The organism is Flavobacterium sp. (genome assembly GCF_044360715.1).
Lineage (GTDB): Bacteria > Bacteroidota > Bacteroidia > Flavobacteriales > Flavobacteriaceae > Flavobacterium.
The window spans coordinates 88,469-105,253 of record NZ_JBIKJY010000004.1 but is presented as its reverse complement, the minus strand read 5'-3'; the positions used below and the strand labels follow the sequence as shown (position 1 = coordinate 105,253).

At 31.9% G+C, this 16,785-nt stretch carries 16 protein-coding genes; 7 read left to right on the top strand and 9 right to left on the bottom strand.

The window, feature by feature from the left end; translation table 11 throughout:
- Positions 1-3: 3 nt before the first annotated feature.
- Both ACIQ16_RS02410 and ACIQ16_RS02405 read right to left on the bottom strand, forming a co-directional pair.
- Complete coding sequence (locus ACIQ16_RS02410; protein ID WP_396148383.1) at positions 4-585, bottom strand: LemA family protein; 582 nt, start codon at positions 583-585, stop codon at positions 4-6.
- 79 nt (positions 586-664) lie between these two features.
- Positions 665-994, bottom strand: a complete 330-nt coding sequence (locus ACIQ16_RS02405) for a MerR family transcriptional regulator (RefSeq protein WP_291242825.1) — start codon at positions 992-994, stop codon at positions 665-667.
- A 287-nt stretch (positions 995-1,281) separates the two neighbouring features.
- On the opposite strand from ACIQ16_RS02405, the gene alaS reads away from it, so the two are divergent.
- Positions 1,282-3,918: an alanine--tRNA ligase gene (alaS, locus tag ACIQ16_RS02400; protein WP_396148382.1), complete on the top strand. Its 2,637-nt coding sequence runs from the start codon at positions 1,282-1,284 to the stop codon at positions 3,916-3,918.
- A gap of 72 nt (positions 3,919-3,990) precedes the next feature.
- Here the strand turns inward: alaS and ACIQ16_RS02395 are convergent, their stop codons facing one another.
- Positions 3,991-5,736, bottom strand: coding sequence for an ABC transporter ATP-binding protein (locus ACIQ16_RS02395; RefSeq protein WP_396148381.1), 1,746 nt, complete (start codon positions 5,734-5,736; stop codon positions 3,991-3,993).
- A gap of 104 nt (positions 5,737-5,840) precedes the next feature.
- On the opposite strand from ACIQ16_RS02395, the gene ACIQ16_RS02390 reads away from it, so the two are divergent.
- Positions 5,841-6,788, top strand: a complete 948-nt coding sequence (locus tag ACIQ16_RS02390) for a GSCFA domain-containing protein (protein ID WP_396148380.1) — start codon at positions 5,841-5,843, stop codon at positions 6,786-6,788.
- Between the two features lie 7 nt (positions 6,789-6,795).
- Here the strand turns inward: ACIQ16_RS02390 and ACIQ16_RS02385 are convergent, their stop codons facing one another.
- The 5 genes from ACIQ16_RS02385 to ACIQ16_RS02365 form a co-directional block, all read right to left on the bottom strand.
- Positions 6,796-7,104: a rhodanese-like domain-containing protein gene (locus ACIQ16_RS02385; protein WP_396148379.1), complete on the bottom strand. Its 309-nt coding sequence runs from the start codon at positions 7,102-7,104 to the stop codon at positions 6,796-6,798.
- Between the two features lie 58 nt (positions 7,105-7,162).
- Positions 7,163-8,920 carry an aromatic amino acid hydroxylase gene (locus tag ACIQ16_RS02380; RefSeq protein ID WP_396148378.1) on the bottom strand — a complete coding sequence of 586 codons (1,758 nt, stop codon included), beginning with the start codon at positions 8,918-8,920 and terminating at the stop codon, positions 7,163-7,165.
- Positions 8,921-9,048: 128 nt separating this feature from the next.
- Positions 9,049-9,591, bottom strand: coding sequence for a DUF4136 domain-containing protein (locus tag ACIQ16_RS02375; RefSeq protein WP_396148377.1), 543 nt, complete (start codon positions 9,589-9,591; stop codon positions 9,049-9,051).
- Positions 9,592-9,601: 10 nt separating this feature from the next.
- Positions 9,602-11,581 (bottom strand): urocanate hydratase, encoded by a 1,980-nt coding sequence (locus ACIQ16_RS02370; RefSeq protein ID WP_396148376.1) that lies wholly within the window; start codon positions 11,579-11,581, stop codon positions 9,602-9,604.
- A 69-nt stretch (positions 11,582-11,650) separates the two neighbouring features.
- Positions 11,651-11,827, bottom strand: coding sequence for a DUF5522 domain-containing protein (locus tag ACIQ16_RS02365; RefSeq protein WP_396148375.1), 177 nt, complete (start codon positions 11,825-11,827; stop codon positions 11,651-11,653).
- A gap of 81 nt (positions 11,828-11,908) precedes the next feature.
- On the opposite strand from ACIQ16_RS02365, the gene ACIQ16_RS02360 reads away from it, so the two are divergent.
- The 3 genes from ACIQ16_RS02360 to hemL are packed head-to-tail and all read left to right on the top strand — an operon-like array spanning position 11,909 to position 14,942.
- On the top strand, positions 11,909-12,808 hold the full coding sequence (locus tag ACIQ16_RS02360; protein ID WP_396148374.1) for a 1-aminocyclopropane-1-carboxylate deaminase/D-cysteine desulfhydrase: 900 nt from the start codon (positions 11,909-11,911) through the stop codon (positions 12,806-12,808).
- Positions 12,805-13,656, top strand: a complete 852-nt coding sequence (locus ACIQ16_RS02355; protein ID WP_396148373.1) for a glucosaminidase domain-containing protein — start codon at positions 12,805-12,807, stop codon at positions 13,654-13,656. The genes ACIQ16_RS02360 and ACIQ16_RS02355 overlap by 4 nt, the downstream gene beginning before the upstream one ends.
- The gene (hemL, locus tag ACIQ16_RS02350; protein WP_396148372.1) at positions 13,656-14,942 is read left to right on the top strand and encodes a glutamate-1-semialdehyde 2,1-aminomutase; all 1,287 of its coding nucleotides are present in this window, start codon (positions 13,656-13,658) and stop codon (positions 14,940-14,942) included. The genes ACIQ16_RS02355 and hemL overlap by 1 nt, the downstream gene beginning before the upstream one ends.
- Before the next feature lie 52 nt (positions 14,943-14,994).
- Here hemL and ACIQ16_RS02345 read toward each other — a convergent pair whose 3' ends face one another.
- Positions 14,995-15,324, bottom strand: coding sequence for a hypothetical protein (locus tag ACIQ16_RS02345; RefSeq protein WP_396148371.1), 330 nt, complete (start codon positions 15,322-15,324; stop codon positions 14,995-14,997).
- 191 nt (positions 15,325-15,515) lie between these two features.
- Between ACIQ16_RS02345 and ACIQ16_RS02340 the strand changes: the two genes are divergently transcribed.
- Positions 15,516-15,890, top strand: a complete 375-nt coding sequence (locus tag ACIQ16_RS02340; RefSeq protein WP_396148370.1) for a hypothetical protein — start codon at positions 15,516-15,518, stop codon at positions 15,888-15,890.
- Positions 15,891-15,998: 108 nt separating this feature from the next.
- Positions 15,999-16,784 (top strand): MbnP family protein, encoded by a 786-nt coding sequence (locus ACIQ16_RS02335; protein ID WP_396148369.1) that lies wholly within the window; start codon positions 15,999-16,001, stop codon positions 16,782-16,784.
- The last annotated feature ends 1 nt before the right edge of the window (position 16,785 follow it).

The window sequence follows — 16,785 nt, the reverse complement described above, 5'->3', positions numbered from 1 at the left end:
GAATTAGAATTTTACTTTCGGTGCATTTTCTGCTCCAGCAACAGCTTTAAAGTACGCTTTTTCAGTATAACCTCCTAAAAATATATTTTGTGGCATAGCTAAAACATAACCATTATATGCTAAAACGGATTCGTTAAAACGAGTTCTTGCAGTTAAAATTTGGTTTTCTGTACTTGCTAATTCATCTTGTAATTGCTTGAAATTTTCTGTCGCTCTTAATTGAGGATACGCTTCAACGCTAACTAAAAGTTTCGATAATGAACTCGTAATACCACTTTGTGCTTGATTAAATTGATCTAATTGCGCAGGAGTAATGTTTTTCGGATCGATAGTTACCGATGTAGCTTTTGCTCTTGCTTCTACAACTGCTGTTAAGGTACTTTTTTCAAAATCCGAAGCGCCTTTAACGGTATTGACTAAATTGTCAATTAAATCAAGTCTTCTTTGGTATGCGGTATTTACATTTCCCCATTCTTTTTCTGTAGCTTGACTAAATAGTAAAGCTTTATTTTTTACATTCATAAAGTATAAAAACCCTAAGATAAGAACACCTACGACTACTAATACGGGAGCAAATTTTTTCATAATTTTTTATTATTTTAAGTTAATTTATTTTATTGTTAATTTTTTACTGTTTACTAATCACTGAACACTGAGTACTTAATCAAAGTCCTTTTTTCATTTCTTGCAATTTGTTTTTGATGCCTTCCAATTTATTTATGATTTCAAAATTATCTAAGGTTTTCTTTTTACCTTCTTTCAAATGAATTTTCGCACCTTCTAAGGTAAAACCACGTTCTTTTACTAAATGGTAAATCATTTGCAACACTTTTACATCATCTGGACGGAACATTCGGTCGCCCTTCGCATTTTTTTTAGGATTGATTTCATCAAATTCTTTATCCCAAAAACGAATTAATGAAGCGTTTACATCAAATGCCTTCGCTAATTCGCCAATGCCATAATATCTTTTTTCTGGTAAGTTTACTTGCATTTTTTTCTTTTTTATTATTCACTCATTGATTAGTATCAAATTAACACATAAATCAAAAGCTTAAATTTCCTTATTGGCTAATATAGTAATTAAAACAAATTCTTTTAGAGAAAAGTTGTCTTTTAGAAACTTTTTCTTGTTAGCGATTTCATTAAAATTTACTATTTTTGTGCACGTTACAACAAAGTAACACTTATTATACGAAAGAACTTGAATTTTGTTTCATATTTTGAAATATTTTTTTAGAATTTCAATCAAATTAATTATTCGATTCAATATCATTTAAAATGAAATCACAAGACATAAGAAAAGCGTATTTACAATTTTTTGAAAGCAAAGGACACACCATTGTTCCATCTGCCCCAATTGTATTAAAAGACGACCCAACACTGATGTTTAATAACTCGGGAATGGCACAGTTTAAAGAGTTTTTCTTAGGAAATGGTACGCCAAAAAGTAATCGAATTACGGATACTCAAAAATGTTTACGTGTTTCAGGAAAGCACAACGATTTAGAAGATGTTGGTTTTGATACATATCATCATACTATGTTCGAAATGCTTGGGAATTGGTCTTTTGGCGATTATTTTAAAAAAGAAGCATTGCCTTGGGCTTGGGAATTTCTTACGGAAGTTTTAAAGTTAGAAAAAGATCGATTGTATGTGTCTGTTTTTGAAGGAAGCAAAGAAGATAATGTGCCTTTCGATCAAGACGCTTGGGATATTTGGAAACAATTTGTACCAGAAGACCGAATTATATTAGGAAATAAAAAAGACAATTTTTGGGAAATGGGCGACCAAGGTCCGTGTGGTCCTTGTTCTGAAATTCATATCGATTTACGTTCCGATGCTGAAAGAAATGAAGTGTCTGGAAGAAGTTTAGTCAATGCAGACCACCCACAAGTAGTGGAAATTTGGAATAACGTTTTTATGGAATTTAATCGTAAAGCCGATGGTTCTTTAGAAAAATTACCCGCACAACACGTAGATACCGGAATGGGATTTGAGCGTTTGTGTATGGCGATGCAAAATGTAACTTCTAATTACGATACGGATGTTTTTACGCCGCTTATCGCAAAAGTGGAAGAAATTACAGGATTAAAATACACTTCAAATGAAGTAAAAAACATAACAGAAGAACAAAACAAAACCAACATAGCTATCCGTGTGGTAGTAGACCACGTTCGTGCGGTGGCTTTCGCTATTGCAGATGGACAACTGCCTTCAAATACTGGCGCTGGTTATGTAATTCGTAGAATTTTACGTCGTGCCATTCGTTATGGTTTTACGTTTTTAGATACAAAAGAACCTTTCATCAATAAATTGGTTGAAGTATTAGCCAATCAAATGGGAGAATTTTTTCCAGAAATTAAGACGCAACAACAATTAGTTACCAATGTAATTCGTGAAGAAGAAGCGTCTTTTTTAAGAACTTTAGAGCAAGGCATTCAGTTGTTAGAAAACGTAATGGTAAATACTTCAGGAAAAGAAGTTTCTGGAGAAAAGGCATTCGAATTGTATGATACATTCGGGTTTCCAATCGATTTAACAGCTTTAATTCTTAGAGAAAGAGGATTTAGTTTAGATGAAGCTGGTTTCGAAACAGAATTACAAAAACAAAAAGCACGTTCGCGTGCCGCTTCTGAAGTTTCTACTGAAGATTGGTCGGTTTTAATTCCTGGAAATGTGGAAACGTTTGTTGGTTACGATCAAACGGAAAATGAAGTAAAAATCACCAGAATCCGTAAAGTAGATTCTAAAAAAGACGGAATTTTATACCAAATCGTTTTAGATAACACGCCGTTCTATCCAGAAGGTGGAGGACAGGTAGGAGATAAGGGAATATTGGTTTCGGCAAATGAAACGATTGACATTATCGATACGAAAAAAGAAAATAACTTAATTTTACATTTCGCGAAACAACTTCCAGAGAATGTAAATGCAACTTTTACTGCTAAAGTAAATACCGATTTAAGAGCGTCAACTTCTAAAAATCACTCGGCGACACACTTAATGCATTTGGCCTTGAGAACCATTTTGGGTACACACGTGGAGCAAAAAGGTTCGTTAGTAAACCCAAATTATTTACGTTTCGATTTTTCGCATTTTTCTAAAGTTTCTGATGAAGAATTACGTCAAGTAGAAGCAAGCGTCAATTCACAAATTGAAGTCCAATTGCAATTAGTAGAGCATCGAAATATTCCAATTAAAGAAGCATTAGACAAAGGTGCGATGGCTTTATTTGGTGAAAAATATGGCGATAGTGTTCGTATGATTGAATTTGGAAATAGTAAGGAATTATGTGGCGGAATTCACGTGAAAAATACGGCTGATATTTGGCATTTCAAAATTGTCTCAGAAGGTGCCGTTGCAGCTGGAATTCGTCGTATTGAAGCCATCACTGGTGATGCGGTTAAAGCGTTCTATGCGAATCAAGAAAATACCTTGTCGGAAATTAAGGAAGTATTGAAAAATCCTCAAGATGTTTTAAAATCAGTGTCTTCGTTACAAGACGATAATGCAAAATTGAAAAAACAAATTGAGCAATTAGTAAAAGAAAAAATTGACGGATTAGCAACAAGTTTAGTTTCTGAATTTCAAGATGTTAATGGAATTAATTTCCTAGTAAAACAAGTTGATTTGTCCATGAGTGCTACGAAAGATTTAGCACAAGCTATTGGAACTTCAAAACCAAATACATTTGTAGTTTTAGCTTCAGTAGAAGACGGATTACCAAATATTCATTGTTATATCGCTAAGGAATTAGTGGCTAACAAAGGTTTAAACGCTGGAACTGTAATTCGTGAATTAGGAAAATACATTGATGGAAATGGAGGCGGACAACCGTTTTTCGCTTCAGGAAAAGGTAAAGACACGAAAGGAATTACTGCGGTTTTAGTGAATGCTGTAAATTTCGTAAAATAAATATCCAATTTTATTGAAACACCGATTAAAGAAATTATTATAATTTTTAAAATTTCTTTAAACGGTGTTTTTTTATTTTCTTTCTCCAATTTGTTGGCGCCACATCGCATAATACAACCCCTTTTCAACCAATAAATCTTCATGTTTACCTTGTTCAATAATTTTACCTTGTTCTAATACGAAAATTTTATCGGCGTGCATAATGGTTGATAATCGATGAGCAATTAAAATAGTAATTCTGTTTTCATCAGAAATATTTCTTATCGTACTATTAATTTCTTCTTCGGTAATTGAATCTAAAGCAGAAGTTGCTTCATCGAAAATTAATAAATTTGGCTGTCTCAAAATGGCTCTTGCAATAGATAACCGTTGTTTTTCGCCTCCAGAAATTTTAATTCCACCTTCGCCAATTGTCGAATTTAAACCGTTTTCGGCACGTTCTAAAAGTTTGCCACAACTTGCTTTTTGCAACGCGCTTATTAGTTCTTCATCTGTTGCTTTTGGCTTTACAAACAATAAATTTTCTCTAATTGTTCCAGAAAACAATTGCGCATCTTGTGTTACAAACCCTAATTGTTTTCGCAATTTTAAAATATCAATTTTTTTAGAATCGATACCATTATATAAAACGTGACCAATTGCTGGCGGATACAAACCAACTAATAATTTTACTAAAGTTGTTTTTCCTGAACCAGATGGCCCTACGAATGCAACCGTTTCACCTTGTTTAATAGAAAAGTTTATATTTTCAACTGCAGGCTGTTTGGCAGTTTTATGTTTGAAACTTACATCTGTAAATACTAAAGAACTAATTTTTCCAAAATTTTCTGGCTCTTCTGGACGGTGTTCTGATTTGGCTTTTAATAATTTCTCGAAGTTTTCCATCGATACTTTTGTTTCATTTTTAGCGATAATAAAAGCACTTAATTCTTGCAATGGGTTAAAAATAAAAAAGGTAAAAAATACCATAGTTAGTAAATCGCCAACTACAATTTTCTCGCTAAATAAGAAATAATACAGTCCAAAAATCACACAAGTTCGCATAAAATGCACAGTTGTACCTTGAATAAAACTCAAACTTCTTATAAAACGAATTTTCTGAATTTCAAGTTGTAAAATTTTAAGTGTATTTGAATTTAACCTGTTTTCTTCTTGTTTGGTTAAACCTAAACTTTTAACCAATTCGATATTTCGTAAACTTTCTGTAGTTGAACCTGCTAATGAATTGGTTTGTAAAACGATATTTCTCGATACCGCTTTTATTTTTTTCCCTAAGAAGGAACTAATAAATGCAATAATAGGTGCGGTTAATACAAAAATAAATGCAATTCTGTAATCAATTCGAGATATGTAAACAACTACAAAAATGAATCCAATTATGGTTTGAAAAATTAATGAAATTGAAAGTGTAATTAGCTTTTCAGAATCGGTTCTGGCTTTTTGCAATTTACTTAAAGTTTCGCCACTACTTTGATCTTCAAAATCTTCGTAAGGCAAATCTAATGATTTTTTAATACCATCCGTATACATTTCTGCACCTGTTCTTTGAATGACAATATTGGTAAAGTAATCTTGAAAGTTTTTTGTGATACGAGAAATCATTGCAGCCGTAAGAGAAAGGCCTAACCAAAATCCTACAGATTTTATGAATCCGATTTCATTGCCTTTGTATTTTGCAATTCCAACCCCACAATCTTGCATTAATTTACCCGTAATAATCGAATCAGACAAACTAAAGCAAATGTTTATAGTTGCCATTAACAGTGCGAAAAAAAGCAGTAATTTGTGTTTTTGTAAATACTTATAAAGCAATTTCATTTGAAAAAATTTAAGAGGCAAAAGTAGACAATAAAAAGACTTTATAAATTATTTTACAACTATTTAACTTGTTTTTGTACTTTTGGATGACGATAAATAAAGTTATGAAATTTCAAACCACCATTCCCATAAAAAAATCAGATTTTTTAATTGATTATTCTTCAAAATTAGTTTCTTTAGGTTCTTGTTTTGCTGAAAATATGGGAGAAAAATTTGACTATTATAAATTTTCAACGATTACTAATCCGTTTGGAATTATTTTTAATCCAATTTCATTAGAAAAAATAATTCTTAGAAGTATTCATAAAAAATATTTTACTGAGAATGACATATTTTTTCATAATGAAGCTTGGCATTGTTTTGAAGTACATTCCGAACTTTCTAATCCTAATAAAACGGAATTTCTTACTGCATTAAATCAATTGATTGATACCACAAACGGGCATCTTGAAAAAGCGACACATTGTCTAATTACTTTAGGAACTTCTTGGGTGTACAAGCATATTGAAAGCGATGCGCTTGTTGCGAATTGTCATAAAGTTTCACAAAAACAATTTGTAAAAGAGTTGCTTTCTGTTGCTGATGTAGAAGCGAGTTTGAAAAGAATTGTTTCAGAAATTCAAGTTGTAAATCCAAATTGTAAATTTATTTTTACCATTTCTCCTGTTCGTCATAGTAAAGACGGTTTTGTAGAAAACAATGTAAGTAAATCGCATTTAATTACTGCGCTTTATCAATTTTTATCAAATACTACTTCAAGTATTTATTTTCCGAGTTATGAAATTATGATGGACGAGTTACGTGATTATCGTTTTTATGCGGAAGATATGTTGCACCCAAATCAAACGGCAATTGATTATATTTGGATGAAATTTTCTGAAAATTATATAAATGAAACCGAATTTGAAACGATGCAACACGTTTCAGAAATTCAAAAGTCATTGAGTCATAGACCGTTTAATCCAAATTCTGAAAGCCATTTAAAATTTCAGAATAATTTAAAACAGAAAATTAATGCAATTGTAGCGAATTATCCTGAAATGAAATTTTAAAACAATTTTACAACTTGCTTTGTAAGCTTTGCCAGCTACCGCCATTTATGCATTCAATGCCGTTTCGTTTTAGTATGTTTGTTGCCATTCCGCTTCTGTTTCCACTTCTGCAACAAGCAATTACTGGTTTGTTTATTTTTTTTATGTCGTTAATTTTCGATTCGATAATTTGTAAAGGAATGTTTTTGGAGTTTTGAATGTGTCCTCCAGCAAATTCTTCATATGTTCTGACATCAATGATTATTGCATTTTTTTCTTTAAATTCTGCAATTTGAGCGGATTTATCACCAAATCCTAAAAAATCTAAAATTCCCATATTGTTTTGTTTTTAGCAAATATATGGGAATCTTATAATTTTTATGTAACAAATGTTACTATGTAGTTTGTTTTTCGAAAATTAAATCTAAACCGCCGTCAATTAGGTGAGCAATTTCCGGACGTTTTGTTTTTACTTTTTCTAAATGATTTAAAACTTTATCAATTAAATCCGAATGATTTTCTTTTTTAGCTAATTCGGCTATTTCAACTGAAAGTAACCAATCGTTTTCGTGATTTGCAGTTACGGCTCCAAATGCTTCTTTCAGCGTGATTTCAGCAGATTTTCCTTCTCTTAATTTTCTAATATTTAGGTATAAATTTTCAAGTTCTTCTCGTTTGCTTGATTTTTTTTGTTTTATAGTATGCGATGATGGAACGTGGGTAATCATATCAAAACTTGAAACATCTGCAGGTCCTGAAAAAGCGGATGTTATTTTTTTACCTACAGCCATATCATAAATTCCCCATTCTGGAGCAAATAATACAGTTTCGCCATGAGTAACAGTACAATTTTTGAATTTAATTAGTAAAATTTCACCTTGTAAATTTCGTGTACCTGTAATAATTTCACCTGAAACTTTAATATTTCCTTCAAATTCTAACGTAATTTGTTCGCCTTCATAAATATCGTAGGCACTTAAATCTCTTGGACCCATATCTTCAATGGCCAAGTTAATGCCTTTTAACATTCCAATTGGCGAACCAAATCCATCAGGATGCGATGCTGTTCCGTGTCCTACTAATTCTTTTTCTCTATATGATAAAGCTGTTTTTCCTGTGGTTTGAATGTATACTGGTTTTCCTTCGTTTTCAATTACATTTGTAAAAACACCTGAAATTTGTAAGCCAGTACTTAATTCTGCAGTACCCATAGCTTTTGAAGTAATTAACTTTTGAATTCCAGATAAACCTCCTGTTCGCAATGCCATTTTATTTGCAAATTCTTCTAAAACAGAACTTAATTTGGCAAAATCTGGCGTTACATAAAGTTGTGGTTGCGGTTTAGTGATATCAAAACTTTGGTCTGCTGCTGAAATATCGTAGGGAAGTTTTTTGACTTCATCGGTCATACACCAAGCACTTTCACCAATAGATGAGAGCAAACCTGCACCATATATTTTTGGGTTTTCCACTGTTCCAATTAATCCGTATTCTACTGTCCACCAATGTAAATTTCTAATTTTTGACATTTCAGATAATTCACCCATGTTGTTTTGTAAAAATTCAACTTGGTCTTCCGCAGCTTTAATTTCAGCTTCCGGAGTGTCTTCTGCTTCTTTTACGATAGATAATAATCGAACGGCTTCGTATAATTCGTAATCTCTTGAAGATGAAATGGCCTTGCAACCAATTTCGCCAAAACGACGTAAATATTCTGCATATTCTGGATTGGCGATAATAGGAGCATGACCGGCACCTTCGTGAATAATATCTGGAGCGGGAGTGTATTCAATATGTTCTAATTGTCTAATATCACAAGCAATTACTAAAACATTATAAGCTTGAAATTCCATAAAAGCACTTGGAGGAATAAATCCGTCAACTGCCACAGCAGCCCAACCAATTTCTTTCAAAATTCGGTTCATACCATACATGTTAGGAATATTATCAATTTCTAAGCCCGTTTTTTCTAATCCTTCTAAATAAGAATTATGTGCCACTTTAGATAAATAATTTACGTTTTTACGCATTACATATCTCCAAACCGCTTGGTTTATAGGCGTATAATCAGAATAATCCTGTGGAATTATAAACTGTTTTAAATGTTTTGGTAATCTGTCTATCAGAGGGTTACTTTCAAAATTAAGTTCCATAAAGGTTGTGTGTTATTTGATGTAAAATTACAATAAATTTTAAATCCAATTATGATTTTTATCATGCAAATAAAAATCCTGACAAGAATTAAAAAAACGTATCAGGATTAATATATTTACTTGAACTTTTATTTTATTACAGGTGGATATTTCTCTAAAATTTTTGTAACAAATTCAGCAATTCGTTCGTCTTTCTTTTCAACGTTTGTTGTTAAATATCCTGTTCCTATACCTTGCCAAACTAACTCTTTTGTTTTTGCATCAACAATGTCAATATATAACGTGCCTTCTGGAGTAGTCGTTGTTTGCGTGAAACCCATTCCCATTCCCCAACCTGGACCCCAGCCCCAGCCCCAGCCAAAACCGTAACCCCAGCCCATGTTGTTGTATACATTAACACGTTCACGCTCTTTTGTGAAAATATTGATTAAAACATCGGGATTTTCAGATTTTGAAAATTGTTTAGTAGGCATTACAGCATCAATAGCATATAAAATACGCTTCTTGTCTAAATCTGAAATTTCTAATTTATCTATGCTACTTTTATTATAGGCATAGGTTTTGTAAGCTGCAAAATTTGCTTTTTTGTCATAATCTGTATTTACATACACAGACGAACAAGAAGTAAGGATAAAAAATCCTAAAACCGATAGAAGTTTAATTAATTTCATATTCTAATATTTAATTTAATAATTTTTCGTCAACTAGGTTTGGAAGTGTTACTTTTAATAAAGGTTGTGCTTCCATTGCTCGTTTTATTGCAAATATTGCACCTTCATTTCTGGCCCAATTTCTTCTTGATATTCCATTATTTACATCCCAAAATAACATCATTTCCAAACGTTTAGATGCTTCTTTAGTACCATCAAGAAGCATGCCAAAACCTCCATTAATAACTTCGCCCCAGCCAACGCCGCCGCCATTATGAATAGAAACCCAAGTGGCACCCCGGAAACTGTCGCCAATTACATTTTGAATAGCCATATCGGCTGTAAATCTCGAACCGTCATAAATATTTGATGTTTCTCTGTATGGCGAATCGGTACCAGAAACATCATGATGGTCTCTGCCTAAAATTACCATTCCAATTTCGCCTCGAGCAATTGCTTGATTGAATGCTTCTGCAATTTTAATTCGTCCTTCTGCATCAGCATATAGAATTCGAGCTTGCGATCCTACAACTAATTTATTTTCTTGAGCGCCTTTAATCCACTGAATATTATCGGCCATTTGTTGTTTAATTTCTTCTGGAGAAGTTTTCATCATTTGTTCTAAAACAGCACAAGCAATTGCATCGGTTTTCGCTAAGTCTTCAGGATTTCCTGAGGCACAAACCCATCGAAAAGGTCCAAATCCATAATCAAAACACATGGGACCCATAATGTCTTGTACATAACTATTGTATTTAAAATCGATATGATTTTCTGCAAAAACATCCGCACCCGCTCTAGAAGCTTCTAATAAAAAGGCGTTTCCATAGTCGAAGAAATAGGTACCTTTATCCGTATGTTTATTAATTGCCATGGCATGACGACGCAATGTTTTCTGTACTTCTTCCTTAAATTTTTCTGGATGATTTGCCATCATTTCATTTGACTCATAAAATGTAAATCCAATAGGGTAGTAGCCGCCAGCCCAAGGATTGTGAAGTGACGTTTGGTCAGAACCTAAATCGATATGTAAATTTTCTGCATCAAATCGTTCCCAAACATCTACTACATTTCCTAAATAAGCAATAGAGACTACTTCATTTGTTTCCATTGCTTTTCTAACTCTCGCTACTAAAAGTGTAATGTCTTCAATCACTTCATTTATCCAACCTTGCGAATGGCGAATATGTGTAATTTTAGGATTCACTTCTGCACAAACGGTAACACATCCCGCAATATTTCCTGCTTTTGGCTGTGCCCCAGACATTCCACCTAATCCAGAGGTTACAAATAAACCGCCTTTTGGTGATTTTTTTATTTTTCGAAAACCGTTTAAAACGGTAATTGTAGTGCCATGTACAATGCCTTGAGGTCCAATGTACATATAACTTCCTGCAGTCATTTGTCCATATTGCGACACGCCTAATGCATTCATTTTTTCCCAATCATCTGGTTTAGAGTAGTTTGGAATAACCATTCCGTTGGTAACTACGACTCTTGGTGCTTCTTTATGAGAAGGAAATAATCCCATTGGATGACCAGAATACATCGATAACGTTTGTTCGTCTGTCATTTCAGACAAATATTTCATGGTAAGTAAATACTGTGCCCAATTTTGAAAAACAGCACCATTTCCTCCATAAGTAATTAATTCATGAGGATGTTGTGCAACAGCATAATCTAAATTATTTTGTATCATCAACATAATCGCTTTGGCTTGCTCAGAATTTCCTGGATATTCAGAAATTGGTCTAGCCTTCATTTCGTAATCTGGACGAAATCGATACATATAAATTCGCCCATATTTTTCCAATTCGGCTTTAAATTCAGTAAGCAACGTTGCATGATGTTTGGCATCAAAATAGCGTAAAGCGTTTTTTAAAGCTAATTTTTTTTCTTCATCTGAAAGAATTTCTTTACGTTTTGGGGCATGATTTATTTCGGCATCATACGGTTTATGTTGCGGTAAAACATCTGGAATTCCTTGTTGTATTTGCTCTTTAAAAGTCATTTTTTTAGATTTTGGATTTTTAGATTTTGGATTTTCAGAAATTTATGTATGAAAATCGGTTGTCTAAAACTATTTTTTATTTCTTCCTGTTTTTTTGTCGAAACCATATGGGCAATGTCTACAGCCACTTTTACAGCAATATCCTCGCTTTAAATGATGTTTTTCTGTAAAACATTTATATCCTTCAGGAGTAAAATAAAAATCTTCTCCTTCTTTTAAATTTTTTGGATTTATTTCATTGTTCATAATCGCAAATTTAGGAACTTTGCAGCAAATGATTGTATTAGTTTTTAAATATTTAAGTAGCGAAACAATTATTTCTTTTTTATGAAATCAAAAAACCAGAAAATATCAATTCATTTTCCTAATGGAATTGAACTTTTTATCAAAAGAGAAGATCAATTACATCCAATAATTTCTGGAAATAAATTCAGAAAATTAAAATATAATTTAGCCGAAGCAAAACGATTAGGATATAAAAAATTGCTCACTTTTGGCGGGGCATTTTCTAATCATATTGTTGCTGTTGCAGGTGCTGGAAAAGAATTTGGTTTTGAAACTATTGGAATAATTAGAGGCGAAGAATTAGAAGAAAAGATAAATGAAAACCCAAGTTTAGCAGTTGCACAACAATTTGGAATGAAATTGGTTTTTGTTTCAAGAGATAAATATAGATTAAAAGATACACCTGAATTTTTAGAAGAAATGCAGTCTCAATTTGGAGATTTTTATTTACTACCCGAAGGCGGCACAAATGAATTAGCCATAAAAGGGTGTGAAGAAATTTTAAATGAACTTGATTCGGAATTTTCTTATGTCTGTACTTCTGTAGGAACTGGCGGAACAATTTCTGGAATAATTAATAGTGCTGCTTCTCATCAAAATATTATTGGATTTTCTTCCTTAAAAGGTGATTTTTTACAAAAGGATATTGCTAAATTTGCAAAACAAAAGAATTGGACCATAAATTGTGAGTATCATTTTGGTGGTTATGGAAAAGTAACTAATGAATTAATTGATTTTATAAATTCATTTTACATTCTATATGAAATTCCATTGGATCCAATTTATACCGGAAAAATGATGTTTGGTATTTTAGATTTAATAAAAAATGATTTTTTTCCACCAAATTCAAAAATTTTAGCCATTCATACAGGTGGCTTACAGGGTATTGCAGGTATGAATTTAAAATTAGAAAAATCAGGAAAAACAAAGATAATGATATGATAAATAAAATTTTAATACTATTTTTTGCGCTGCTTTTGACAAGTTGTGGAGGTTCTAAAATCACTACAACTAAAGGAAAAATGTATTCTAAAAGTTATCCTGCTTCAAAAAAGCCTGCTGCAAAACCAACACCAGTAGCAAAATCTCCAACTAAGGAAAATCCTTCTGGTAGCGAAATATTAGTGGCAACATCTAAAGTAAAAGCTACAACAGAAGATGTAAAAAAATACATTGAAAATTTTAAAGAAACGGCAATAAACAATATGAAAGTTCACGGAATTCCTGCAAGTATTACTATGGCACAGGGTATTTTAGAATCGGGTGCGGGATTTGGATCTTTAGCGAAAGAAGCGAACAATCATTTCGGAATTAAATGCCATACAGGATGGACAGGTGAGTCTGTAAAATATGATGACGATGCCGAACAAGAGTGTTTTAGAAAATATAAAGACCCAACCGAATCGTACAAAGACCATTCTGCTTTTTTATCTTCAAGAAAACGATATGAAAGTTTGTTTAAATTAGATAAAGGTGATTACGAATCGTGGGCAAATGGTTTAAAACAAGCAGGATATGCAACAGATACGTTATACCCTTCAAAATTAATTGGTATTATTGAACGTTATGAATTATATAAAATTGACAATGAAGTTTTAGGAAGAAATTTTATTCCTAAACCAAGAGTTGTAACCCAAGTGCAAGTTATAGGAGAGCATATCGTTGAAAAAGGAGATACCTTGTTTTCATTATCAAAAAAATATAATATTCCTGTTGAGGAGTTAAAAAGTTTAAATAATATTTTCGAATCCGGAATTTCAATCGGTCAAAAATTAAAAGTAAAAAAATAATGTTATATCAAAGAAGTAGTCAGTTATTTGTTGAAGCAAATGAAGTAATACCTGGTGGTGTTAACTCTCCAGTTAGAGCGTTTAAAGGCGTAGGCGGTTTTCCGATTTTTATTAAAGAAGCCAAAGGCGCTTATTTATATGATGAAGACGGGAATAAATACATAGACTATATTAATTCTTGGGGTCCTATGATTTTAGGTCACGCCCACGAGCCTGTAGTAAATGCAATAATTGAAAAAGCAAAAAAAGGTACATCTTTTGGAACGCCAACTGAGTTAGAAACTAAAATAGCTCAATTAGCCATTTCAATGGTGCCAAATATTGATAAAATTCGATTTGTTAACTCGGGTACAGAAGCTTGTATGAGCGCAATTCGTTTATCACGAGGCTATACCAAACGTGATAAAATTATTAAGTTTTCAGGATGTTATCACGGTCATTCCGATTCGTTTTTAATTGCTGCAGGAAGTGGATTAAGTACGTTTGGTGTACCGAATAGTCCAGGAGTAACTGAAGGCACGGCTAAAGACACGTTGTTAGCTAAATATAATGATTTAGAGCATGTAAAAGCGCTTTTTGATGCCAATAAAAATGAAATTTCAGCAATTATCGTAGAACCTGTTGCAGGAAATATGGGATGTATACCTCCAAAAGAAGGTTTTTTATCTGGTTTAAAGCAGCTTTGTAAGGAAAACGGCGCATTATTAGTTTTTGATGAAGTAATGACTGGATTTCGTCTTGCAAAAGGTGGCGTTCAAGAATTGTATCAAGTTGCTGCAGATATTGTTTGTTTTGGGAAAGTAATTGGTGGAGGTTTGCCAGTAGGTGCTTTTGCAGCAAGAAATGAAATTATGAATTTGTTATCTCCATTAGGTCCTGTTTATCAAGCAGGAACTTTATCTGGAAATCCATTAGCCATGGCGGCCGGATATCAAATGTTATTGGAGTTAAATTCAGATAAAGAAATATTTAAAAGATTAGAAGAAAAAACAGCCTATTTAGAGAATGGAATTCACAAAGTTCTGTCGGAAAATAATATTGAGTTTACTATAAATAGAGTAGGATCAATGATTTCAGTGCATTTCGATAAAAATGAAGTGTATGATTTTGAAACTGCAAAAAATGGGGATAACGAAAGATTTAAAAAATTCTTTCACGAATTATTGAAACGTGGTATTTATATTGCTCCCTCAGCATATGAAACGTGGTTTATTACTGATGCTTTAAGTTATGAAGATTTAGATTTTACGATTCAGTCAATTCAAGAAGTGGCAAAAATATTATAAAAAAAGCCCGTCTCATGATTTATGAGACGGGCTTTTTTAAAATCCTTTATTTTTAGTTTGTTAATTTTTTCAACAAACCTTGTTTACTTTCAATACTTTCCATTTGTGTTTGAGAAAGTGTCGCTCTTAATTTAGCTTCAATTACTCTAGCCAATTCGATTTTTCTTTCAGCTGAAAGATTTTCATTTAAGTTTCTGAATTTGTATTCAAATAATCTTGTTAAATCTTCGCTTAAAGTTCCTTCTACAGTTACTACTTCAGAAAGAGCAACCATATTATTTTTAGCTTCAATTTTCTCGTCTACTTTTTTAAATGTTTCTTGAGCATTAGCATTTACTGTGAAAGCTAAAAACAAAACAAGAGCGCCTAATAAATTTTTCATTGTTAAATTTTTTAATAGTTTTATCAAAAATAAAAAATATTTTCAATAAAAAGCATTTTTTTGTAATTAATTATTAATTTTTTTTTTTTTAGTAATTATAAGAATTTACTTTTCAGCTTTTTTTATCAATTTTAATTTAAAAAATGCCTTCAATTTATATCTGTATTTTGAATTTTTTGTACCTTTGTATTGTGAAAAAAATAGCTATTTTAATTACTTTTTTATTTTTGGTGAAACCTATATCACCAGTTCTAAGCTATTTTATTAATTATGAGTATATTACAAATGAGCTTTGTGAAAACCAAGACAAACCAGAAATGGAATGTAATGGTAAATGTCATCTTAAAAAAGAATTAGCAAAAGCTTCCTCAGAAGAAAGTTCTACTTCCAAAGATAAAAAATCAGTTAATAAACAAGAAATAGAAGTGCTATATTATCAAAATGCTATTTATTTTGAAATTAAAAAAAGCGTTTATTATGTAGATGTTATTTCTACTTATTATTTTAACAACTATTTTCATTTAAATAGTTCTCAGATTTTTCATCCACCCACTAAATTAGTTTAAATACAAGAGATCTTCCGCTTTTCTAACCGGAAAGGGCACTTATGTCCAAAAAATAATGTTTGAAAGAATTCAAGCCTAAATTATCTATAAATTTAAACTAAAAATAAAATGAAATTTCAATTAAAAAATAGTATAGCTATTATGGCTATGGCTTTCGTATTCAATTCTTGTAATAATGATGACACTCCTGCTGTTGCAGTTGATGAAAAAGGTAATTTAAAAGTAGAATTTGACAATGTATACGGAAGTGCAGATTTAGCATTTGCTACAAACTATACAAATTCTAATGGTGAAGTTATTAAAGTAAGTAAAGTAAAGTATATTGTTAGCAATATAGTTTTAACAAAAACGGATAACTCAACTTTTACAATTCCTAAATCTGAAAGTTACTTTATAATTGATGAAGCAACTGCATCAAGCACGTTATTAAATTTACCAAATATTCCAGCAGGTGATTATAAAAGCATCAAATTTGGAATAGGAGTTGATCAAACGCAATGGGCACTTGGTGCAACAGGACAGGGTAATTTTCTTACTCAAGCACAAACTGCTGGTATGATGTGGAATTGGAGTGCTGGTTATAAATTTGTTGCTTTTGAAGGTACTTTTACTTCGCCTACGGTAACAACTGCAACAGATTATAAAGTTCATACAGGTCAAACAGGTACTGATTATAATTATACTGATGTAACATTAAATTTTCCAAACAATGCTTTGGTTAGAAGCTCAATTACACCACAAGTTCATATTATGTCAGATTTACAACATATAATTGATGGAACAAATAAAATAAGTTTAACTATACAACCTACTATTATGGGAGGAAGTAAATTAGCTTTAGTTACTGCAAATTTAAGTAACATGTTTGAAGTACATCATGTGCATAATGATTAAC